The 22,789-nt window shown below is 41.3% G+C and carries 19 protein-coding genes and 2 pseudogenes; 12 read left to right on the forward strand and 9 right to left on the reverse strand.

Annotated features, from left to right (window positions below; translation table 11 throughout):
- Window positions 1–316: 316 nt before the first annotated feature.
- The gene (locus NST57_RS05375; RefSeq protein ID WP_341298198.1) at window positions 317–1,366 is read left to right on the forward strand and encodes a M42 family metallopeptidase; all 1,050 of its coding nucleotides are present in this window, start codon (window positions 317–319) and stop codon (window positions 1,364–1,366) included.
- A gap of 233 nt (window positions 1,367–1,599) precedes the next feature.
- On the opposite strand, the gene NST57_RS05380 is transcribed toward NST57_RS05375, so the two are convergent.
- Both NST57_RS05380 and yhfH read right to left on the reverse strand, forming a co-directional pair.
- Window positions 1,600–2,889 carry a cation:dicarboxylate symporter family transporter gene (locus tag NST57_RS05380; RefSeq protein WP_008348850.1) on the reverse strand — a complete coding sequence of 430 codons (1,290 nt, stop codon included), beginning with the start codon at window positions 2,887–2,889 and terminating at the stop codon, window positions 1,600–1,602.
- Window positions 2,890–3,228: 339 nt separating this feature from the next.
- A complete protein-coding gene (yhfH, locus tag NST57_RS05385) occupies window positions 3,229–3,366 on the reverse strand; it encodes a protein YhfH (RefSeq protein WP_008359029.1) in 138 nt (45 codons plus the stop codon).
- 155 nt (window positions 3,367–3,521) lie between these two features.
- On the opposite strand from yhfH, the gene NST57_RS05390 reads away from it, so the two are divergent.
- The 3 genes from NST57_RS05390 (at window position 3,522) to NST57_RS05400 (ending at window position 6,983) form a co-directional block, all read left to right on the forward strand.
- Window positions 3,522–4,265, forward strand: coding sequence for an MBL fold metallo-hydrolase (locus NST57_RS05390; protein WP_341298199.1), 744 nt, complete (start codon window positions 3,522–3,524; stop codon window positions 4,263–4,265).
- A gap of 2 nt (window positions 4,266–4,267) precedes the next feature.
- Window positions 4,268–5,257 carry a lipoate--protein ligase gene (locus NST57_RS05395; RefSeq protein ID WP_142154692.1) on the forward strand — a complete coding sequence of 330 codons (990 nt, stop codon included), beginning with the start codon at window positions 4,268–4,270 and terminating at the stop codon, window positions 5,255–5,257.
- Window positions 5,258–5,429: 172 nt separating this feature from the next.
- Window positions 5,430–6,983 (forward strand): fatty acid--CoA ligase family protein, encoded by a 1,554-nt coding sequence (locus NST57_RS05400; RefSeq protein ID WP_341298200.1) that lies wholly within the window; start codon window positions 5,430–5,432, stop codon window positions 6,981–6,983.
- Window positions 6,984–7,199: 216 nt separating this feature from the next.
- Here the strand turns inward: NST57_RS05400 and NST57_RS05405 are convergent, their stop codons facing one another.
- Window positions 7,200–7,616, reverse strand: a complete 417-nt coding sequence (locus NST57_RS05405; protein ID WP_007497192.1) for a hypothetical protein — start codon at window positions 7,614–7,616, stop codon at window positions 7,200–7,202.
- Window positions 7,617–7,791: 175 nt separating this feature from the next.
- Here NST57_RS05405 and NST57_RS05410 point away from each other — a divergent pair, with 175 nt between their 5' ends.
- A complete protein-coding gene (locus NST57_RS05410) occupies window positions 7,792–9,075 on the forward strand; it encodes a M48 family metallopeptidase (protein WP_341298201.1) in 1,284 nt (427 codons plus the stop codon).
- Window positions 9,076–9,121: 46 nt separating this feature from the next.
- Here the strand turns inward: NST57_RS05410 and NST57_RS05415 are convergent, their stop codons facing one another.
- The 4 genes and pseudogenes from NST57_RS05415 to NST57_RS05430 form a co-directional block, all read right to left on the reverse strand.
- Window positions 9,122–10,267, reverse strand: coding sequence for a serine alkaline protease SapB (locus NST57_RS05415; RefSeq protein ID WP_039962807.1), 1,146 nt, complete (start codon window positions 10,265–10,267; stop codon window positions 9,122–9,124).
- A 386-nt stretch (window positions 10,268–10,653) separates the two neighbouring features.
- Window positions 10,654–11,238, reverse strand: coding sequence for a histidine phosphatase family protein (locus NST57_RS05420; RefSeq protein WP_142154700.1), 585 nt, complete (start codon window positions 11,236–11,238; stop codon window positions 10,654–10,656).
- Window positions 11,239–11,299: 61 nt separating this feature from the next.
- A complete protein-coding gene (locus tag NST57_RS05425) occupies window positions 11,300–12,661 on the reverse strand; it encodes a globin-coupled sensor protein (protein WP_445818813.1) in 1,362 nt (453 codons plus the stop codon).
- 24 nt (window positions 12,662–12,685) lie between these two features.
- A pseudogene (locus NST57_RS05430) lies at window positions 12,686–14,217 on the reverse strand (FAD-dependent oxidoreductase).
- 143 nt (window positions 14,218–14,360) lie between these two features.
- Between NST57_RS05430 and NST57_RS05435 the strand changes: the two are divergent.
- Window positions 14,361–15,221, forward strand: a complete 861-nt coding sequence (locus NST57_RS05435) for an SDR family oxidoreductase (protein ID WP_341298202.1) — start codon at window positions 14,361–14,363, stop codon at window positions 15,219–15,221.
- A 58-nt stretch (window positions 15,222–15,279) separates the two neighbouring features.
- On the opposite strand, the gene NST57_RS05440 is transcribed toward NST57_RS05435, so the two are convergent.
- Complete coding sequence (locus tag NST57_RS05440) at window positions 15,280–15,516, reverse strand: IDEAL domain-containing protein (protein ID WP_008348804.1); 237 nt, start codon at window positions 15,514–15,516, stop codon at window positions 15,280–15,282.
- Window positions 15,517–15,805: 289 nt separating this feature from the next.
- On the opposite strand from NST57_RS05440, the gene NST57_RS05445 reads away from it, so the two are divergent.
- The 3 genes from NST57_RS05445 (at window position 15,806) to NST57_RS05455 (ending at window position 18,503) form a co-directional block, all read left to right on the forward strand.
- Window positions 15,806–16,384 (forward strand): competence protein ComK, encoded by a 579-nt coding sequence (locus NST57_RS05445; protein WP_017366958.1) that lies wholly within the window; start codon window positions 15,806–15,808, stop codon window positions 16,382–16,384.
- Between the two features lie 143 nt (window positions 16,385–16,527).
- Window positions 16,528–17,634, forward strand: a complete 1,107-nt coding sequence (locus tag NST57_RS05450; RefSeq protein WP_341298203.1) for a D-TA family PLP-dependent enzyme — start codon at window positions 16,528–16,530, stop codon at window positions 17,632–17,634.
- A gap of 386 nt (window positions 17,635–18,020) precedes the next feature.
- Entirely contained in the window at window positions 18,021–18,503 is a 483-nt protein-coding gene (locus tag NST57_RS05455) for a hypothetical protein (RefSeq protein ID WP_341298204.1), read from the forward strand.
- Window positions 18,504–18,534: 31 nt separating this feature from the next.
- On the opposite strand, the gene pdxR is transcribed toward NST57_RS05455, so the two are convergent.
- Window positions 18,535–19,974: a MocR-like pyridoxine biosynthesis transcription factor PdxR gene (gene pdxR / locus NST57_RS05460; RefSeq protein ID WP_341298205.1), complete on the reverse strand. Its 1,440-nt coding sequence runs from the start codon at window positions 19,972–19,974 to the stop codon at window positions 18,535–18,537.
- A 144-nt stretch (window positions 19,975–20,118) separates the two neighbouring features.
- On the opposite strand from pdxR, the gene NST57_RS05465 reads away from it, so the two are divergent.
- From NST57_RS05465 to NST57_RS05475, 3 genes and pseudogenes are all read left to right on the forward strand, one after another.
- Window positions 20,119–21,288 carry an MFS transporter gene (locus NST57_RS05465; protein WP_341298206.1) on the forward strand — a complete coding sequence of 390 codons (1,170 nt, stop codon included), beginning with the start codon at window positions 20,119–20,121 and terminating at the stop codon, window positions 21,286–21,288.
- 62 nt (window positions 21,289–21,350) lie between these two features.
- Entirely contained in the window at window positions 21,351–21,629 is a 279-nt protein-coding gene (locus tag NST57_RS05470) for a barstar family protein (RefSeq protein WP_142154713.1), read from the forward strand.
- A 159-nt stretch (window positions 21,630–21,788) separates the two neighbouring features.
- Window positions 21,789–22,739: pseudogene (locus NST57_RS05475) on the forward strand (ABC transporter permease).
- The last annotated feature ends 50 nt before the right edge of the window (window positions 22,740–22,789 follow it).

Genomic DNA, 22,789 nt, shown 5'->3' on the forward strand with positions numbered 1-22,789 from the left:
ATTTCAGATTGTTGACAAAGGGCTAAAATAACTTGATTTTAGCCCTTTGTCTTCTTTTCAGCGTGATAGAAAACTTTTGAAGTCTAGGAAGGACGAGTACTGGAGCGGAGCGAATTTGACATTCGTGAGCACCAGCACGCAGGAATGACATCGAATGCGAGGGTTTGTCTACACGCTGAAACCTTTCTCTTTCATGAGAAAGGTTTTTTCTATTAGAAATTAGACATCAGGAACCCGAAGCGATATATTTTAAGAAGGATGCTGAAAAAAGGCATGCTTGGAAAGAATTTCTTTTAGATGAAGGAGGATATGCCGAATGACAACGGAAGTAAATGAAACGCTTCAGCTTATTCAAAAACTTGTGTCGATCCCAAGTCCATCAGGTAATACTGAGAAAGTGATTGGTTTTGTCGAACGTTTTTTACAAGATTTAAATATTGAAACGAAGCGAAATCGAAAAGGTGGATTAATTGCCACCCTAAAAGGAACAGATGACAAGGAACACCGCATGTTGACAGCACATGTCGATACGCTTGGTGCGATGGTCAAAGAAATTAAATCAAATGGCCGGCTGCGTCTTGCACTTATTGGAGGCTTTCAATATAACTCGATAGAAGGCGAGTATTGTCAAATTGAAACAGTAACAGGCCGTACATACACAGGTACCATTCTGATGCATCAAACGTCCGTTCACGTATATGAGGATGCTGGAAAAGCGAAGCGAAATCAAGAAAATATGGAGATTCGCTTAGATGAGAAGGTGAAAAATGCGGACGATGTGCAAGCACTCGGCATTCAAGTAGGAGACTTTATCTCATTTGATCCTAGAGTGGAAGTGACGTCTTCAGGTTTTATTAAATCAAGACACCTTGATGATAAGGCAAGTGTGGCACTGTTGCTGAGATTGATTCACCGCATTCAAACAGAGCACATCACATTGCCGCATACGACACATTTCTTAATTTCAAATAATGAAGAAATCGGATACGGTGGGAACTCGAATATCCCGGAAGAAACGGTGGAATATTTGGCTGTTGATATGGGAGCCATCGGTGATGGTCAATCAACCGATGAATACAGTGTGTCGATATGTGTGAAGGATTCTAGCGGCCCTTATCACTATGGTTTGCGCAAACATTTAGCAGCAATAGCTGAGGCAAATGAGATCGATTACCGCCTTGATATTTACCCTTATTATGGATCAGATGCGTCGGCAGCGATTCGAGCAGGGCATGATATCATTCATGGACTGATTGGACCTGGCATTGACTCTTCGCATGCCTTTGAAAGAACCCATGAAGACTCATTGATCCATACAGCCAATCTTCTGTACCATTATATTCAAAGCAAATTAATCACAGCATAAAAAAAGAACCCCATGATCGGGGTTCTTTCAGCGTGTAGACAAACCCTCGCATTCGGTGTCAGTCCTGCGTGCTGGTGCTCACGAATGTCAAATTCGCTCCGCTCCAGTACTCGGCCATCCTAGACTTCAAAGGTTTTCTATCACGCTAAAAAGAAGACAAAGGGCTAAAATCAAGTTCATTTTAGCCCTTTGTCAACAATCAAAAAGAACCCCATGATCGGGGTTCTTTTTGATTAGCTCGAAAGTTGTGTTGGCTCAGGTACATCTTGTCCAGTCATCACACGGTGTCCTTTTTCAGGGTCATATTGCCCTTCCCATTTAGACATCACGACAGCTGCAAGTGCATTACCAGTTAAGTTGACAACGGTTCGTGCCATATCCATGATACGATCAACACCTGCAATAAAGGCTAGACCTTCAGCAGGAACACCGATCGTTCCAAGTGTTGCAAGTAATACAACAAAGGATGTACCAGGAACGGCAGCCATTCCTTTTGATGTCACCATCAGTACAAGGATCAGTGTGAGCTGCTGTACGATCGTGAGGTCAATGCCATATACCTGCGCTAGGAAAAGCGCTGCAATGGCTTGATACAAGACGGAGCCGTCCAGATTAAACGTATAACCAATTGGGATAACAAAAGAAACAATTCCTTTTGGACACCCGATGCGCTCCATTTTATCCATGACTCTCGGTAAAACAGTTTCAGAGCTGGATGTACTAAAGGCGAGAAGCATTTCGTCTTTCATGTAAGCAAGAAATCTGAAAATATTGACGCCAATCATCTTTCCAATAATTCCGAATACAACGATAAGGAAGAGGGCGAGCGCAAAATAAACAAGACCTACGAGCTTACCTAATGAAACAAGAGATTCAAGACCAAATTTTGATACTGTTACACCAATGAGGGCGAACACACCAAATGGTGCAGCTTTCATCACAACATTGACGACATGGAACATCGCATGTGACACACCTTCAAAGAAGGCGAGCACTGGTTTGCCGCGTTCACCAATCGCTGAAACGCCAAGTGCGAATAATACAGTGAAGAAAATAATCGCAAGCAAATCACCTTCAGCCAATGATTGGAAGAAGTTCGTTGGAACGATATGAAGGAACGTATCAGCAACTGATTTACTGCTTTGTTCTTTTTCCGTTTCAACATACTGGCTAATATCTTGTTTTTCTGTATGTCCAAAGTCAACGCCTGCACCTGGTTGAACAAAGTTCGCAAGCACAAGACCAAGGATGATCGCAAACGTTGTGATAATTTCAAAATAAAGAATGGTTCTAAAACCAAGCTTCCCTACTTTTTTACCATCACCCGCACCTGCAACACCTAAAATTAAGCTAGATACGACAATCGGAATGACAATCATCTTAATGAGGCGTAAGAAGAAGTCTCCAATTGGTTTTAAATATGTCTCAACACCAGGGTTACCGAAAAAGATCGCACCAACCACGACACCGAGAATAAGACCGATTAGGATTTGAGTAGCTAATCCGAATTTTAATTTTTTCATAGATTTCCTCCCTAACATATTCATTAAAGGAATATTCCCATTATATTAAGTTTTAATATATGAATTAAAGTATAACTAAAATTAAAGAGGTTCGTCCACGATTAAATTATATTAAGAAAATACAAAATTGTATGAAAAAATGAACATTTTGAACCTCCTGAAACGATTCAAATCAATAAAAAGTGTCTTCAGCACTAAAAGTCATCAGATTAAAATACTAAAAAACCCTTTTATATCAAGGGTTTTACCTTTTTACCTATTTTTCAGAAAAAATAAAAAGCACTTTTGACTCCAACTGACGAAGGAGGAAAAAAGTGCTTTTTTATTCTATTTATTACCTTATTTAAGATAACTTACTTGTGAGCATTCCTCACATTCATTACCGTAACACTCGTGCTGTTCCATTAAATCATTTCCACATTTTGTGCATTTTTTTGAAGGCAAATTTCTAAAAAACTCAGTGATTTTTCCTAGCATTTGTCATCCTCCAATACGTTTTGTTGCTATTATTGTATTATAACAGATTGATAATTGTCAATCTGTTTTGTAACAATAGGCAAGAAGAATGCTTTTTTTATGAAAAATGGGTATATTGTAAGAAGGGGATTTTTTGAAAAGGAGGAAATATGACGATGAAATTAACCGTGATTGGCTGCTACGGAGGATTTCCAGCAGCTGGTGAAGCCACCTCAGGTTATCTTTTTGAATCAGATGGTTTTCGTCTGCTTGTCGACTGCGGGAGCGGAGTTCTGTCAAAGCTTCAGCAATACATTGATATAGAAGAACTAGATGCTGTACTCCTTTCTCATTATCATCACGATCATATTGCAGATATCGGACCTCTCCAATATGCGAAGCTAGTGGGTTATCATTTAGGAAAAAGCAGTGGTCCGCTGACGATCTACGGACATACCGGGGATCAAGCAGCATTTCAGCGGCTCTCTGATGATGTACATACAAAGGCAAAACCTTATCAGCCGGAAGAGGGCATTCAAATCGGACCATTCCAGATTGAGTTTTTGAGAACGGTTCATCCGGCAGAATGCTATGCGATGAGAATTCAGGCAAATGATGTGGTGGTGGTGTATACAGCTGACTCCAGCTATCAAGATGCATTTATTCCTTTCAGCAAGGATGCAGATTTACTTATTGCCGAAAGCAACTTTTACGCCGGACAAGACGGATTGGCTGCAGGACATATGAACAGCACTGAAGTAGGGAAGCTGGCCAGTGAAGCAAATGTTGGGGAGCTTATCATCACCCATCTGCCTCATTTCGGTCGGCATAAAGACCTAGTCAATGAAGCACGGGCGTTATATACTGGCAATATACAGCTTGCCCATTCAGGGCTTAGATGGAATAAGGAAGGAAGATAGAGATGCTGTTTATCGATAACGAGCAACATTATGACCCAATGATTAATTTAGCAATTGAAGAGTATTGCTTAAAATATTTAGATCCAGAAGAAACATATTTACTGTTTTACATCAACCAGCCGTCCATTATTATTGGAAAGAACCAAAATACAATAGAAGAAATCAACACAAAATATGTGGAGGACAATGGCATCAAAGTGGTTCGCCGGTTATCTGGCGGTGGTGCAGTTTATCATGACAAAGGAAACTTGAACTTCAGTTTTATTACTAAAGACGACGGGGACAGCTTCCACAACTTTAAAAAATTCACCGAGCCAGTCATCAAGGCGCTTGAAAAGCTGGGCGTCAAAGCGGAATTAAGCGGCAGAAATGACATCATGGCAGATGGGCGTAAAATTTCGGGGAATGCTCAGTTTGCTACACGAGGACGTATCTTCAGTCATGGCACCCTTTTATTTGATTCAGAAATTGAACATGTTGTCTCGGCATTAAATGTGAAGAAAGAAAAAATTGAATCAAAAGGCATCAAATCCATTAGAAGCAGGGTTGCGAATATTAGTGAACTGATGGAACAAAAGATGACAACAGAAGAATTTAGAAAAATTCTTTTAAGTTATATTTTTGACACGAACGGTGACGTGCCTGAGTATCAGCTGACAGAAAAGGATTGGGAGAAGATTCATGAGATTTCTTGTGATCGATACCAAAAATGGGAATGGAACTACGGCCGTTCACCTAAGTTTAACTTGCAGCACTCTAAGCGTTTTCCAGCTGGATCGATTGATCTTCGATTAGAAGTGAAAAAAGGCATCATTCAAGACTGCAAAATTTTTGGTGACTTCTTCGGCGTAGGAGATATTGCCGATATTGAAAAACGACTCATCGGGCAGCAATATGATCGCAAAACCATTAGTGATGTATTAGAAGACATGGATATGCGCCATTATTTTGGTAACGTATCAAAAGAAGATTTTCTGAATTTGATCTATTAAGTAAAGACGAGCACGGCTAGAGATAGCGGTGCTTTTTCTAATGAAAGGGATGAAAGCGGTTTACATTTGATCTTGTGGATTTTTTCGATTGTCTATTATAATAGAAAGGAGGAATGTTTGGTCATAAAATGAATGGCTATTCATTCATTGATGAAGTATAAGGGGTGGGAGAATGGATTTGATCAAAAATCTTGAGCAGACTGCGATGACCAAGGAAGAGAACGTCGCACTGATCTTTGAAGGGAACAAGTGGACCTATCGAGAACTGATGACAAGTATCGAACGTTTTGCAGATGGTTTAGTGAGCGAAGGGTTTCAAGCTGGAGATCATATCGCGCTGATTTTAGGAAATTCACCGCATTTTGTGATTTCATTTTTTGGTGCATTAAAGGCAGGGCTTGTTGTTGTACCTGTTAATCCAACATATACGCCAAGTGAAATCGGCTATATGCTGGTCACTGGTGATGTAAAAGGGATTGTTGCACCGGATCAGCTTCTGCCGATATACGAGCAGGTGTATGAACAGCTTCCAGCTATTGAACGAGTCATTATTTGTGCACAAAATGAATCTGCGTGCAGGTCAAGTTTAAAAGAAGTATCTGATCGTCTTGTTTTCTTCGGAAAGCTTGTGTCTGGAGATGCGGCAGAAGCTGAGCATCCTTTCATACAACCTGACGATACGGCCGTTATTTTATTTACATCTGGCACAACAGGAAAACCAAAAGGTGCAATGCTCACTCATGTTAACCTTTATTCAAATGCAAGAGACATTGCTGAGTACCTGTCAATTGATGAGAAGGACAAGGTGATTGCTGCTTTACCGATGTTCCATGTATTTTGTTTGACCGTTTGTATGAATGCCCCTTTGATTCATGGAGCGACCATCTATGTCCTGCCGCATTTCAGCCCATCAGAGCTTTTACGAATGATGGAGAAAGAAAAACCAACGCTATTTGTTGGTGTTCCAACCATGTATAACTATTTATACCGCCAGGACGGTCATGAGGAAGCGATGAAGTCGGTGAGGATTTGTATATCAGGTGGTGCGTCCATGCCTGTTGCTTTACTTCACGGTTTTGAAGAAAAGTTCGGTGTCACGGTGCTAGAGGGTTATGGATTATCAGAGGCTTCCCCAGTGACGGCATTCAATCCCCTTGATGGAAAAAGAAAACCAGGCTCGGTCGGCACTGATATTATGAATGTGAAAAATAAGATCGTGAATGAACTTGGAGAGGAAGTTGGACCAAACGAAGTCGGAGAATTGATTGCAAAAGGGCCAAACATTATGAAAGGCTATTATCAAATGCCAGAAGATACAGAAGCAGCACTGAAAGACGGCTGGCTGTACACAGGCGATTTGGCGAGAAGAGATGAAGACGGATATATTTATATCGTCGATCGAAAAAAGGATATGATTCTCGTTGGTGGGTATAATGTCTATCCAAGAGAAGTAGAAGAAGTGCTTTATCAACATGAAGCTGTAGCAGAAGCCGTTGTCATCGGTGTGCCAGATCCAAACACAGGAGAGGCTGTTGTCTGTTACATTTCCCCTAAGAAACATGCTCACATCAATCAAGAAGACATCATCACACATTGTTCACGCTATTTGGCGAAATATAAGCAGCCCCAAACGATCCATTTCATTGATGATATTCCAAAAAACACGACTGGTAAAATTTTAAGAAGAGCGCTAAAGGATAAGTACCAAGCAGAAACAAGTAAATAAAAAAGGGAGCCTCCTAATTGAAGAGGCTCCTCAGATTGTTGACAAAGGGCTAAAATGTTGTTTATTTTAGCCCTTTGTCTTCTTTTCAGTGTGATAGAAAACCTTTGCAGCCCTAGGAAGGACGAGTACTGGCGCGGAGCGAATTTCACATTCGTGAGCACCGGCACGCAGGACTGACACCGAATGCGAGGGTTTGTCGACACGCTGGGGAGCCTCCTATGAAGAGGCTCCTTTTTGAATCGCTTCTTGTACCTGTTTTCGGAAGGAATTTGACTGTTTTTGATTTAATTCATAATAGGTGCCGTCTACTAAAAAAACAACTTGAGAGCGGTTGGTCCATAGCTGAAAAGAAGTGCCATTTGTCCGTCCGAACATGACCTTGGCGATGTAATCTGGCTTTTTTACATTCTTTTTGAGATGGCTGCTTGTTTGTTTCCCTTTGTTTAATTGTTCAATTAGATCTTCAGTTGTATCTTTATCATCTATTTCATAAGAAATGGACTGGTTCGTCGGTGAAAGCAATAATTTCTCTGCTCGATTTTCATCGAAGATGTCACTTGTCCGGCTGAACACATAAAAGAAGGTAATCAGTAAAAGCCCAAAGATCACAATTCCTGCAAGGATTTTCTTCATGATGAACCTCCAACTCACTTTTTTATGGTTAGTTTCTCCGATTTTTGAACAGCATAATCATTTTTTTCGCTCAAGCTTTTTCAGATAGGGCATGCTATGATGAAGCCACATGAGACAGGTTCTAAACAAAAACGTGCGTGATTACAATAGAGAGAAATGGAAAGGAGGCTGACCAGTGCGAGTACGCAAATGGGTAGCTCTTGCAACGGTAGCATACATATTGTACGGTTTTTTTATTTATTTTTACTTATTTCTAATGGGGGATTCATCTGTCCCTGACAGTGTGAAAGGGACAAGTGCAGACCCGCATACATTTATGACAAGCCATGAGCTTGTGATCAGTGGAAGTTACTCGAACATTCGTAACCTGTTGTACTTTATGACAATTCCTTTAGATTGGTATGTCTTTTTCCTTTTGCTCATTTCTGGGTTTTCAAGGAAATTAGCAGATTGGAGCTTGGCAGCAGCTCGTTTTCACCTTTTGAGCAAACTTGTGTATGTGTTTGTGCTGTCACTTTTGACGATGCTGATCACATTGCCGGTGAAGTGGGTGAGCTACCAGTTGTCCTTGCACTACGGTGTTTCAGCACAAAGCACGGCAAGTTGGCTAAAAGACCAAACGCTTGATTTTTGGATTCAATATCCGCTGCTTGTTCTATGCGCCATTGTGTTCTTTTGGCTTATTCAAAAGAAAAGGAAATATTGGTGGCTGTATGCTTGGTGTTTAACCATTCCAGTTACACTGTTTCTCTTCTTTATACAGCCGGTCGTTATTGATCCACTCTACAATGATTTTTACCCATTGAAGGATCAAGCGCTTGAGAAAAAGATATTAACCCTTGCAGAGAAAGCACACATTCCAGCAGATCATGTATATGAAGTCAACATGTCAGAGAAAACAAACACGATGAACGCTTACGTCACAGGGATTGGTGAAAATAAGCGAATTGTTTTGTGGGATACGACACTTCAAAAGCTGAAAGACCGTGAAATCTTATTTATCATGGCGCATGAGATGGGACATTACGTGATGAAGCATGTGTATATTGGATTAGCAGGATATTTAGTGCTGTCTCTGATTGGATTTTTTGCCATTGACCGTCTGTATTTTTACCTTTACCAAAAAGGCGCTTCTCCATTTCGTATGAAGGCCCCACATGATGTTGCTGCTCTTCCGCTTCTTTTGATCATTGTATCTATGCTGTCATTTGTTGCTTCTCCTTTTACAAATGCTGTGTCAAGGCATCAAGAACGTGCAGCTGATGAATACGCCGTGAACTTGACAAAGGATGGAGAGGCGGGGGTGACGTCATTTCAAAAGCTTGCAAAATCAGGGCTTTCCCAAGTCAATCCGCCACTTTTAGTGAAAATATTCCGCTATGGGCACCCGACGATGATGGAGAGAATCATCGATATGGAAAAAGCGGCGAAAAAAGAGGAAACATCGAAAAAGCAATAAATAAAAAATCCGGCTCAGTTAGCCGGATTTTTTTGTCACACTTATTTTAGTTAGAAGCTGCTTGAACGTTAATCAATCCTTTTCCATAATAGAACGAATTACCAAGCGGAGTTGCCGTATTTTCTAAGCGCTGACGAACCTGAGAAGTTGATAGATTCGGATACTTAGAAAGGATAAGCGCTGCTGCTCCTGCTACATGAGGAGATGCCATCGATGTTCCCGTATAAGATGTATATCCACTGCTTGGTACTGTACTTAAAATCGATGTACCAGGTGCAGAAACATCTAATTCAGGACCTGCGCTTGAAGACGAGTTTCTGACATTGTTGCTGTTCACGTTGGCAACAGCAATGGTTGAGTCGTATTTAGCAGGATAGCCAACGGTGCTAGTAGAGCCAGTTGAACCTGAATTCCCTGCTGCGGCAACGACAACTACTCCGCGGTTATTCGCTGTGTCTACAGCATTTTTAAGCGCTGTGGAGCCGCTTGGGCCGCCTAAGCTCATATTGATGACATCCATGTTATTGGCAACAGCCCATTCAATACCGCTGATAATCCAGCTGTATTGTCCATCTCCGTTTCGATCTAACACTTTAACGGCATACAAGGAGGCGCTTGGCGCAACCCCAAGAACACCAATCGTGTTATCAAGGGCAGCAATGGTTCCGGCTACGTGAGTTCCGTGTGATTGAAAGTCTTGTGTGGCATTTGGCTCTGAAGGGACGAAGCTAGCACCGCCTGCAACATTTAAGTCAGGGTGTGCGGCGTGGATTCCAGTATCAAGGACAGCTACTTTGACGTTAGCACCTTTATAACCTTGAGCGTGTACGGCTGGAGCTTTGATTTGAGGGATACCATAAGGGACGGTTTGTGCATATGCTTCTGCTTTGTGGTCTTCTTCTACATAAGCAATGCTAGGGTCGTGTTCAAGTTTTTTTGCGGCTTGTTCAGACATCTTCACTTGTGCAGCATTAATGAGGCGGTATTGTTTTTCTAATTTCCCACCATTTTGTGTCACTGCTTGTTTCTTAGAGCTGTTTGTGGTGGCAGAAGCTTTAAAGCCAACGATATAGCTTTTTTCACTTTCTGACTTTGAGGCAGTCTCGGCATTTGCCATCGAGCCTCCAAACCCTGCTGAAAACAGAAGAGGGACAGCCAATAAAACACTTGTCATCACATTTTTCTTTTTCACGCACATTCCACATCCCTTTTTCTTATTTCAGAATAATCATCCGTAGTCTATAAGAATGATTCGTTTGATTATTCTGTATTTTCAGTTTAATAGAGGTAGGCAAATAAGAGTAGACCTGAATTTTTGTGGAAGTCCTAGCGAAAAATAGGGAATTAAGTCGCTTGGAAACAATGGTAAAATATGTTTATTGTGTATTTTCAACGATTTTCTGTTAAAAAGGAATCGTGCTTTTTTTCTCATGATCTATTTGGGGATAAACATTCGATACCCGAAATGCTATAAAATAGGTAGAAAAGGCTATCATCTATTTCGAATTTCGATATAAAAAAATATTATTTTATCATTATTTTTGACATGAAAAAGAACCTGCTATGGAAACAGGTTCTTTAAGAAGGGGCAGATTGTGTTAAATGGCTGACCACGTTGTAATCGTTCACCTTCCATTCACCATCTGTCCATTCCACATAATTTAAGCAGGCATTGACAAGTCTAGTGTCCTGAATACCCATATGTTCGTCAGCTAGTACGGTGAGTAAGGCATGGATGGCAGCCCCGTGTGCCACGATTAATACCCGTTTATCTGGGTAGGTTGCTCTCACTTTTTCAATACCTTCTAGCATTCGATCTTGAAGTGCCGATAGTGGTTCCATATTTGGATACTGTTTATTAGGAAACAGCTTCTGACGTTCCTCAAATGACATGCCTTCAGCGTCGCCATAATCACGTTCAATAAAATCGTCCATGATCACGAGCGGTGCATGTACATGCTGTAAAATCAAATGAGCTGTTTCTTTTGCCCTTGATAGCGGACTGGAAATGACAACATCCCAGTGGGCATCTTTTAGGTAAAGACCGGTTTGTTCCGCTTGCCATTTACCAGTGTCATTTAAAGGGATATCTGTTCGTCCTTGAATTCGTTTCGCTGCATTCCAATCGGTTTCACCGTGTCTGACTAGGCAAATTGCTGTCAATCAAATCCCGCCTTTTCTATCTTTTCTTCTATTATACTAAAACAGAAGAAGAATGACTGGATCAGCGATTTGTCAGACTCGTTAAGGACTCGACCGAACTTGCCACTTGGGACACTGTTTGTTTGACTTCTTTCAATTCGTTTAGGAATGTTTGCAAATCTATTTCAATTTTTCCGTTTTGGTTTTTGCTTAAGTTCATGCTGCTGACGATATCATCGAATAGAGAGTTGATTTGGGTCATTTTTTCTTTACTGTCTGTCACAAGTAAATTCACGTCAGCAATATGCTGTGACACAATGGCGATTTGTGAATTTGTGTTGTTGACGAGCTCAGATACAGTTGAAACCGTTTTCTTTGTGTCCTCTGATAATTTGCGAACCTCGTTTGCAACGACAGCAAAGCCTTTGCCATGTTCACCTGCTCGAGCTGATTCGATTGAAGCGTTTAAAGATAGTAAATTCGTTTGCTCCGCAATACCTGTGACGATCCCAAAAATTTGTTCAATTTGTTTCGCAATTTCTTCTAAGCGCTTAATCTCTGTTTCAATCTTTGTCATGCTGCCATCAATTTGATTCATTTGCGTCTGCTGAATTTCTAACTCTTTTTTACCGCCAATTGATTTCTCTTCAACTTGTGCTGAAATCTTTGTGCCAGCCTGTGACATGTCCGCCATCTCATCAGATTTTGATACAAGTTTGTCCACTGCATTTGTTGTGTTTGAGAAGAGAGAAGCAAGCGAATTAGATGTTTCTGTAATTTTTGTATGAAGCTCTTTTTGCTGTACTTCTGCTTCATCACGAACTTTAGAGTATTCATTTTGGAACGTATCTAGGACAAGCTGTTGCTCTAGATTTAAAATTTTCGTCGTCGCTTTCACTGCCGTCTGATATTCTTTGAAATCTTGGATATGCTGGGCGAATAAATCCATAATGGATAGCAAAAGGTCTTGGAAGGCTGCCATATACCATTTAGGTTGAAGCCCAATTCTTAAATGAACTTGTGCAATTTTAATTCTTTTGGCTACATAAGATTCGTCAATCACACCGGCAAACATTTCACTAATATGAATGCGTAGTGTTTTCTTTAGACGCTCGACTGAGCTGTTATCTTGAATGATGTGCATCAAGGAAGACTCGACTTCTAGGTTTTTATAAAATTTATCGACGATATGTTCAATTTCATCTTGAACGATTGGATTCAGCTGTTTCAAGATAAAAAGGTCTTGCTGTGTCAAATCAATCATTTTAATTTGTTTGACAATGTCCGTATTCTCCGAAAAATTGATTCGTTTTATTCCATCATCCTGCTGTGTGAAAAAAGCAGTATTTTTCTTTTTGCTCTCTTTTTTAAATAACAATGTGTTTGTCCCCCCATGATCATCAAAAATATCAGACTTTATGTTTTTTATCGGATAATAATGGATTTTTTAAAGGGGAACAGTGAAATTTTACTGTTCTTTATATGACCTTTTCAGTGGTTTTTTAGCCGGGCCTTCTACTACTTCTCCCGTAATGGAGAAACGAGACCCGTGACAAGGACAGTCCCATGTGCGGTCACTATTATTCCAAGCGACTTCACAGCCTAAGTGAGTACAGGTTGTATCGACAAGAAAGAGATCGCCGTCCTCTGACTTAAAGGCACCACATTTTTTATGCTCATAAGACACAATCCCGCCTTCACCGGGTTTTAAATCATCAATTGTTTGATCAGCTCGTTTTAATTTACCGCTGATTAGCTTCGCTGCAACATTGGTGTTTTCTTTAATAAAGTCTTTTATGAATGGATCTGACACGAGTCTTGATGGAGTAAAGATGGATTCGTAAGGATTCGATTTGCCTTCGATCAAATCTCCGATCAGTGTCGCTGCCACGTGGCTTGTGGTCATGCCCCATTTTCTAAAGCCTGTTGCAACAAAAATATTCGAATGATGTTTTGTCAGGCGGCCAATGTAAGGGATTTGATCCATTGTGACCATATCATGCGTGGACCAGCGGTAGAGAACTTCCTTTATGCCAAGGGTGGCTTCACCAAACTTTTCTAGTGCTTCATAGTGTGCGGATTCATCTCCGCCTTGTCCGGTTTTATGGCCTTCTCCACCGATGAGCACGACATCTTCTCCGTGGAATTTTGCCGTTCTTAATGAGTGGGCAGGCTGATCAATTCCTAAGTACATGCCGTCTGGAAGCGGTTTGTTTGTTTTGGCTGCGACGACATAAGATTGCTCAGGATGGATTCGCGTGAAATACAGTCCTTTGCCATCGTAAAAAGGAAAGTGTGAGCATGAAATGATAGAGCGCCCCATCAGATGATGGCCACTTTTTGTGATGACAGCAGGGTGTTTTCCTTCTTTTACATCGACTGCTGTTGTCTGTTCAAATATGCGCACGCCTCGATCAATGAGCTGATCGATCAGTGCATGAAGAAATGAAGAGGGTGAAATTGTGCCTGCTGCGTCATGGCGAGTGCTGCCTTGATACCAGCATCAAACGGGAGCGCTGTTTTCCATTCGCGATCGATACCAAGCTGTTTGTACGCATCTAATTCCTTCTTTAACTTTTTGACGCCATTTTCTTCTGTTGTATAAAGGTAAGCATCTTTTACCTCAAGCTGACAATCAATGTCATACTCTTTTACACGTGCTTGGATGAGCTCTTTTGCTTTTTCATTTGCTTCTACATATAAACGTGCTTTCGGCATACCAATATGCTGAATCAGCTCATGATAGTACACATCATGCTGGGAGGTGATTTTCGCTGTCGTATGTCCAGTGGTTCCTTGCAGCACTTGATCAGCATCTATGATGATGACATCCAGCCCACGTTCTGTCATTTCAAATGCAGTAGCGATACCGGTAATACCGGCACCGACAATGATGACATCTGCTGTAAGATCCTCACTGACAGTAGGAAAAGAAGGCTTCTCACTCTCAGCTAGCCATAACGATTTTGATTGTTCCAATCCTTTATGTTCTTGTTCCATGTTGTCGCCTCCAGTCACTTGTTGTGTATAATTTTTCCACAATGCTGAAAATCATACATTTTAATGGAAACAAGAGCGAAATACATAAAAACATGAGCAACACATAAAAATAAACGAGATAAAAAAGGAAGGAGTGGACTGACGTGTCAACAAAGCAGCCAAAGAAAACGTTACCGCCTCAGCATCAGAACGAACGTCCAGGACTTGAATATAAAATGAACCCTAGACCTATCTTTGATCGAGAGATGCAAGGCAAAAAGCTGACAGGGAAAACGGCGATTGTCACAGGTGGAGACAGCGGGATTGGAAGAGCAGTATCTGTCTTATTTGCGAAAGAAGGAGCCAATGTAGCGATTGTTTATTTGAATGAACATCGCGATGCGGAAGAAACGAAGGACTATATTGAAAAGATGGGAGGCCGCGTCATCTTAATAGCAGGTGACCTAGGCGATGAAGCTTTTTCAAACGAGGTCGTCAAAAAAACAAAAGATGCTTTCGGTTCGATTGATATTTTGGTCAACAACGCAGGTGAACAGCATCCGCAAAAAAGCATTGAACAGATTACTTCTCACCAGCTTCTTCGGACATTTCAAACGAATATATTTGCCATGTTCTATTTAACAAAAGCGGTGCTCCCTCATTTAAAGAAAGGAAGCAGTATTATTAATACAGCATCGGTCACTGCTTATAAAGGTCATGAAACCTTAATTGATTATTCATCGACAAAAGGGGCGGTTGTAACATTTACAAGATCATTATCTCTCTCTCTTATCAAACAAGGGATTCGGGTAAATGGGGTAGCGCCTGGACCGATTTGGACACCGCTGATTCCATCCACATTTACGGAAAAGGAAGTGTCTGAATTTGGTGGAGATGTCCCAATGGAGCGGCCTGGTGAGCCAGTAGAGTTAGCGCCAAGTTATTTATTTTTAGCGAGCGAAGACTCTTCTTATATGAATGGACAAATGATTCATGTGAATGGCGGAACCATATTAAATGGATAAAAACAAAAAACTTGCGGTAAAGAGACAAGTTTCTGTCTCTCTGCCGCAAGTAAAATCATCATGATTGATGTAAGCAATGTTCTGCATATTGAGCTGACAGGTCATTAAAACGCTTTTCATCACGCTGATCTAGCGCCTTGTCAATCTCTTCTCTAAGGAAGGTTAAGCGCTGTTTATAAAGCGCCTCATCTAAAACCATTTGAATATAAATGTCTAAAATAGTAACGCCATTCTCTTCGGTTTTTTGGGTGTTGCGGGACTTCATGAGCTCAGCATACGTTTTTTTCTCTTTCATAAAGAATCCCCCCGATGCCTTTTTTATAGTATATGGATTGGCGGAGAAAAAATCAACAAGAATTTATAATTTTTAGACAATTTATTTTTGAGCCATATCGACACCCCTTGTCCAGTCGACAAGATGCGATATATCTTTAAAAATGGCTTTTAGATAGATCGAATGTACTAAAAAACATGATAAAAAGATAATTTTAAATAAATATTGAAAAAATCCTGTCGTTTCTTATACGTTGGTGATAGATTAATAGTATCTAAAATAACCAAAAATTAACACAGGAGGAAATGAAGTGTCAGGAATTAGTGAAACACCATTAGATTCATACGTCATTAATCAAACAACAATGGCGGTCCTTCCAGTTGAAGAAGGAAAACGAGTATATTCAAAAGTGATCGAAAGAGAGACAAGTTTTTACGTTGAATTAAAGCCGTTGCAAATTATAGAACGCAGCTGCAGGTTCTTTGGTTCAAGCTATGCAGGCAGAAAAGCGGGAACATACGAAGTAACAGGAATATCTCATAAGCCTCCCATCGTGATTGACTCATCCAATCATCTGTATTTCTTCCCAACCTATTCATCCAACCGCCCTCAATGCGGATGGATCTCCCACAAATACATTCATATCTTTCAGGAATCATCCCTCGGAGACACGGTTGTTACTTTTACAAATGAGCAATCGGTCAAACTAGATGTCTCATATAAGTCATTTGAGAGTCAAGTACACCGAACAGCGTATCTCCGAACGAAATTTCAAGACCGCCTTGATGGAGGTCTTCCTAAGAAACAAGAATTTATGCTGTATCCAAAGGAACAGCAGCTCAACCTTGTGTATGATTTTATCTTAAGAGAACTTCGTAATCGTTATTAGTGAGAGACCAGCGGCAGACAGCCGCTGGACTGCTTACTCATCGCCATCACTTTTTTGCAGAAAAAACCATTGATTATCGTATAAAAAAATATATAATTTATCTATATCGTATAAATTTTTATACAACGAAAGGAGACATGGGGATGATGTATGAAGAGCTGGATACGCCGGCACTACTCATTGATAAACAGGTGATGATGGAGAATGTAGCGGCGATGCAGCAATACGCAGACCGTCAGCATGTCAAATTGCGCCCTCATACGAAAACTCATAAAACGCCTGCACTTGCCAAGCTGCAGGAAGAGAAAGGTGCATCTGGCATTACGGTGGCGAAAGTAGGAGAGGCTGAAGTAATGGCAGCCCATGGGCTCAAGGATATTTTTATCGCCAATCAAATTGTAGGTGAGACTAAACTCAAGCGGATTCGCAAACTAGCAGAGTCGATACAGATTTCTTTTGGTATAGATTGTGTTGAGCATGTGAAGCAGATTGAGCAAGTCTTTCGTGAATCAGAGAAAAAAGCGGAGGTTTTAATTGAGATAGAGGTTGGAGAGGGAAGGTCTGGTGTCATTGAAGAACGTGATTTCTGCCACATATTAGAGGCGATTCAAACAAGTGATGCCGTTCATTTAAAGGGGATTTTTTCTCATGATGGTCATACGTATCAAGCGGAAAGTAAAGCACATTGCCGGACATTATACAAGGAGGCTGTAAATCGAACGCTCCGTTTTGCGCAGATTGCAGAAAAAGCTGGTATGCCGCTAGAGGTCGTCAGTATTGGATCAACACCGCCATTTTTATTTCAATTTGATATTCCAAAAGGAGTCACAGAAATACGGCCAGGCACATACATCTTGATGGATGCTTCCCAGTCCAACGTAATCGGCACATATTCACATTGTGCAGCATCTGTGCTGACGACGGTCATTAGTAAACCGACAGAGCGCCGGGTGATTACAGATGTAGGGGCCAAGGGGCTGACGGCACAAACACGTACAAAAGGGCTGACCAAAACAGAGGGCTTAGGCAAAGTGAAAGAATATGATGATGTATTTGTTTCAAGCGTATTTGACGAGCATGCCATTATCTATCATGAAGGCTTTCGTCAAAGTGTACAGATCGGTGAGAAGGTGCAAATTATTCCGAATCACATCTGTCCTGCTGTGAATCTTCATGAAAAAGCATACCTCATTCAAGATGGCGAAGTGGTAGAAGAGCTGGAGATTGCTTGTAAAGGAAAGCTGCAATAAATTGGTAGGATCATAGAGGGTGTTGCCGCTATGCAGAGCAGAATATAAGGCAGCTTCCATTCTAAGAAAGATCATCATTTGAAATCTATACATTTAAGGAAAAGGCGCCGAAAGGGGTCTTTTTTATTTGAGAAAAAATGACGAAGATGAAATAGATTGAAACCAAATGTGCCTCTCTCGTCGTCTATTGACTGTATCATCATGAAATGGCAGGGAAATGTGAACCATTAGAAGGATTTTCATTCATTTCCGCATAAATCACAGAAGTGATACATGCGGTCTGTTACAATAAAAACAAGTCATTTCTTGCAATGTGTTCGTATGAGGTAAAAGTTGATCATATTTGACCGATATGAACAAATGGGAAAGAGAAATGGGGGCCCTGTATGAAAAAACGATGGCATTTGATGCTGCTATTTACCGTGACAGTGACACTACTCACGGCCTGCAATCAAGCAGATCAGCCGCCTTCAAAACAAAACACAAAAGAAGCTGCGTATGAACAATGGGTTCAGCGTTATATGGATGAGTTAAATGAAGCATATGAAAACATGACCGATCAATTTATTTCGGATGGACATGGAAAAATTCAAGTAAATGAAAAATTGACAAAAGCGACGAAAGCATTTGACCGTGTGATTCAAAAAGGGCTTGCTCATCAAGAAGTGCCAGCTGTGTATCAAAAGGCAGACAAACAATTAAAGACAGGTCTTGCTTCATTTGAAAAAGGAATTGGCAAGGTAGAGCAGCTGTTGAAGCGGCCTGATCAAGAAAAGCTGTTTATGTCAGCAACTCAACATTTTCAAGATGGATTGCAAGAGACAGCCTCTTTCATTGAAGAAGTGGGAAACGTTCAGCAATCACGTTAAAAAGTCTGGAAGAGAGAACTTCCAGGCTTTTTTAGATGTGCAGTGTTTGCTTTAATCGGCATACACCTTCTTGAATCATGGCTTCATCCGTACAGGCAAAACCAAGCAGCAACCCTTTCCTTTCGCTTTCATAACAATAGGGGCTTAATGGATAAATGCCGACACCTGCCGCTTTTGCGGCCTCAATCGTACCTTGTTCATCAAAGTCTGATGTTCCTTCCAAAAAGACGTGAAGGCCTGTATCAGTTCCATATAAACGGAAGTGTTTGTCAAAGTGATGTGTCAAAAGAGCATCCATCATCGCTGCCTGCCGTTTTTTATACACCTGTCTCATCCGCCTGACATATCGCGTAAACTCTCCTTCTCTGAAAAAAGAGGCAAGAGTGATTTGCTCCATGATCGGCAGCTGTCTTTGAATAAGTGATTGCAGTGCAGCGATTTCTTTGATGACTGCTTTGGAGCCGATGATGGCAGCAAGGCGGATGCCTGGAGCAAGTACCTTGGAAAAACTGACAATATAGATCACATGATCGGGTGCTTCTGAAAATAAAGAAGGAAGCGGTCCGCCATGATAACGATAATCCCCATCAAAATCATCTTCTAATATGTAAGATTGAGCCTTCGCAGCAAACTGCAGCAGCTCCCGTCTTCTATTGACGCTCATACAGACACCGGTTGGCCGCTGATGAGAGGGCGTTACAGCGATCAGCTTTGTACGTTCTGGCAATGTATTCACCATCATTCCTTCTTCATCGACTGGTGCGGGGTAAATAGTCATTTCGCGATGTAAAAAGGACAACCTAGCTCCAGGAAAACCAGGATCTTCAACAGCTACTGTATCTCCTTTTTTGAGTATGACTTGTGAAATCAAGTCAATGGCTTGCTGTGTGCCTCCTGTTAACACCATTTGATCTTCTTCTATATCAATGCCGCGTTCAACTGATAAGTATTGGCGAATTTCTGAACGCACTTCCCATAATCCGTGCGGAGAAGAATAGCCCCAATCCTTCATATTTAAGCGCTGTAATGCTTTTAGAAGCGAGCGTTTCCATATGTTTTGAAAATGGTCGTCGATGGCAGGTTCTTGATGGCGGAAATCAATCTCAAGTGCTTCGTGAAATTCATTGGCCGAGAGCCAGTGATCCATTTGTTTTTCAGCCTCGTCAAAGTGAGGTCTTGTCGGAAGTGCAAAAGGCGGTTCGTTTTGATGTGGGTGAGAAGCAGCATAGTGATCACTTGAAATGACCTTTGTCCCGCCTCTTCTAGAGGTGCTCACATAGCCTCTTGCTAGCAGTTCATCATAGGCAAGCTGTACGGTGGATCGAGATACGTTGAGTTCTTGTGCTAATACTCTTGTCGGAGTCAACTGATCATCAGGATTCAGTGTGTTTGTATGAATTTTTTGAATGATGCCATTAACGATTTGCTGCCAGAGCGGGGTAGAGCTGGAACGGTCTAAATGAATGTACACAGTGCACCTTCTTTCCTTTGTCATGTCATCATTTGATGATGACATGGAATTATGGACTGGTCAATAGCTTCATTTTTGGATGTGGGAAGAAATCCAAATGATGTGTACACTGGTTCATATCATTTACACAGAGGAGAGAGTCCCATGATTCCTGCATCAAAAGAAGAAACAGCACAGCTATCCATGATTCCGTTTGTGTTCGTTTTAATTAGTCTTTTTATGATTACAACAGCAGTGAACCTGCAAGTCCCACTTTATACGGAATATGCAGAGCAGGCAGGATACGGAAAGGCGTCAACAGCCCTTGTGTTTGCTGCGTATGTTTTCGGACTGATTCCAGTATTATTGTTACTTGGCGGCATGTCTGACCGGGCTGGACGAAAACCGATTTTATTGATCGCTCTTTGCTTTTCATTATGTGCCACCCTGCTCATGATCGTGCATCCGACCATACAAATGCTCTTTGTCGCCCGGCTGCTGCAAGGAGTGGGACTTGGGTTAAGTGTTGGTACATGTACTGCCTACTTGATTGCTTTATATCCAGAGAAATCGGGCTGGATCCCAACGTTTATCGCATTATGCAGTTCAATTGGATTTGGAGGAGGTGCTCTGTTTACAGCGATTCTTTCTTTTGAGCGAGTGTCACTGACGCCTCTTAGCTATTGGATTGTGTTGGTCTTAATCATGTTGACGATTGTTGCTGTATTCTTTTTGGTGCCGCCTGTACAAGGGGATGCAAGTAAACCGCTAATGAACATGCCGAGGTTTCCAAAAGGGACAATGCCAGCGAACATAGCCATTGCTATCGCATGGTCTGTGTGCGGTCTTGTCATTTCGATTTTGCCAGCACAGCTTAAATTAAATGGCTATGAATTGTGGGTAGGCCCGGCGCTGTTTTTTATTAATATGGCAGGTGTTCTGATGCAGCCTTTTGTCCGAAAGATGAATAGCAGTGCAGCGCTTCGTATCGGTTTTATTTGTCTTCCGTGCGGATATGGCCTGCTGTTATTCGGTACTAATAGCGGGTCCATTTTCCTTGTCCTTGCTGGAACTCTTTTAGCGGGTACAGCTTGCTATGGATTTACTTACTTAGGCGGTCTTCAGCTGATTGTTGAGAAAGGGAAGAAGGAAGCGGCTAGAGCCGTTAGTGGGTATTACTTGTTTGCGTATCTAGGTCTTGGCATACCAAGTGTGTTCGTTGGCCTCTTTGCTGATATGTACGGTACTCAGACAGTGTTAACACTCTTTTTTATGCTCGTGTTGGCCACCTGTCTGATCTTGTTTAGTTTAAGTTTCAGAGAGAGGCAAAAGTGAAATCAGTTCTTTCTCTTTCCTCTCCAATTCGTTTAAAATAAAGACAGGAGAGGGGGAGGGAAATGAAAAAAGTACAGCTAAATGGTGCGATGTGCCGATCACAAGAAGAGCTTCATAATCAACTAAAAACAGTGTTACAACTACCTGACCATTACGGGGAAAACCTTGATGCCCTCTGGGACTGTTTAACAGGAGAAGTGAGCTTACCTGTAGAGCTCACATGGATTCATTATCAAGCAAGCAAAGACGAGCTTGGTGATTATGCAGAGAATTTGCGGCAGTTATTTCAAGAAGCTGAAGAGGAACTGCAAGGGCAGTTTCAATTGAATATTGAAGCGTAAAAAAGCAGCTGATCCCACAAGCTGTTTTTTTATGTGGTTTTCACCCTCACTCATTCTACTATTGAATATTTCACTAAATATGATAATATATGAACTGCTGCTTAATTGATAATGATAATCATTTGTGGCGGAGAGCTTGATAGAAAGTGTGAACCCTGTATGAAGTTGTACCAATTAAGTTTGTTGTTTGTGTGTTTGGCATGTGCGTCGCTGTTTGTCGGGGTACAGGACTTGTCTCTTTTACAGTTGTTTCATCTAACAGGTGAACAAATGAACACCTTATTTTCAAGTCGCATCCCGCGGCTGATGAGTATTGTGCTTGCTGGCATGAGCCTGAGTTTATGAGGTTTTATCATGCAAAGCATGACGAGAAATAAATTTGTATCTCCAACGACTGCAGGAACAATGGATTGGGCCAAGCTGGGTATTTTAACCGCCATGCTTGTTTTTACACAGGCAAGCCCGCTAATGAAAATGGCGATTGCGTTTTTATTTACGTTAGCTGGCAATCTATTATTCTTAAAAATTCTACACCATATTAAGGTGAACGATACGATCTATGTACCGTTAGTCGGCTTAATGTTTGGCGGAATTGTTAGTTCAATTTCCACGTTTATAGCCTATAAATATGATTTGATCCAAAACGTATCCGCATGGCTGCAAGGGGATTTTTCTCTTATCGTTCAGGGGCGTTATGAACTGCTCTATGTGAGCGTTCCTCTATTGATCATCGCGTATTTATATGCTGACCGCTTTACAGTGGCTGGTATGGGTGAGAGCTTTGCCGTCAATTTAGGTTTAACGTATAAACGTGTAATGACAGTTGGTTTGGTAATCGTTTCGATGATTACGTCTGTTACGATTTTGACTGTTGGCATGCTACCTTTCCTCGGCTTAATCATTCCGAATATTGTATCGATCTACCGAGGGGATCACTTGAAAAAAAGCCTGCCGCATACGGCTTTATTAGGAGCTATTTTTGTGCTCATTTGCGACGTGCTCGGACGAGTGGTCATTTATCCTTATGAAATATCTGTCGGGCTTATGGTCGGTATCATTGGAAGTGCGATCTTCCTGTACATGTTATTAAGGAGGAAGCGCTATGCATAAGAAACGAACATTATGTCTCATTGCAGCTATTGCAGTCGTATTCGTTGTCA

The sequence above is a fragment of the Bacillus sp. FSL M8-0077 genome (assembly GCF_038050255.1).
Lineage (GTDB): Bacteria > Bacillota > Bacilli > Bacillales > Bacillaceae > Bacillus > Bacillus altitudinis.